The sequence below is a fragment of the Furfurilactobacillus curtus genome (assembly GCF_045862785.1).
GTDB classification, from domain to species: domain Bacteria; phylum Bacillota; class Bacilli; order Lactobacillales; family Lactobacillaceae; genus Furfurilactobacillus; species Furfurilactobacillus curtus.
Window position 1 is genome coordinate 1 of record NZ_BQXO01000045.1, and the last position, 630, is coordinate 630.

Genomic DNA, 630 nt, shown 5'->3' on the forward strand with positions numbered 1-630 from the left:
TCGCTGCTCGTTGTACCATCCATTGTAGCACGTGTGTAGCCCAGGACATAAGGGGCATGATGATTTGACGTCGTCCCCACCTTCCTCCGGTTTGTCACCGGCAGTCTCATTAGAGTGCCCAACTTAATGCTGGCAACTAATCATAAGGGTTGCGCTCGTTGCGGGACTTAACCCAACATCTCACGACACGAGCTGACGACAACCATGCACCACCTGTCTTTCCGTCCCCGAAGGGAACGTCTTATCTCTAAGATTAGCAGAAGATGTCAAGCCCTGGTAAGGTTCTTCGCGTAGCTTCGAATTAAACCACATGCTCCACCGCTTGTGCGGGTCCCCGTCAATTCCTTTGAGTTTCAACCTTGCGGTCGTACTCCCCAGGCGGAATGCTTATTGCGTTAGCTGCGGCACTAAGGGGCGGAAACCCCCTAACACCTAGCATTCATCGTTTACGGCATGGACTACCAGGGTATCTAATCCTGTTTGCTACCCATGCTTTCGAGCCTCAGCGTCAGTTACAGGCCAGGTAGCCGCCTTCGCCACTGGTGTTCTTCCATATATCTACGCATTCCACCGCTACACATGGAGTTCCACTACCCTCTTCTGCACTCACGTTGCCCAGTTTCCGATGCC

General features: G+C 52.9%; 1 rRNA gene. It reads right to left on the minus strand.

From position 1 onward, the window contains the following. A 16S ribosomal RNA gene (locus ACKTR2_RS10350) occupies nt 1–630 on the minus strand; the annotation flags it as partial.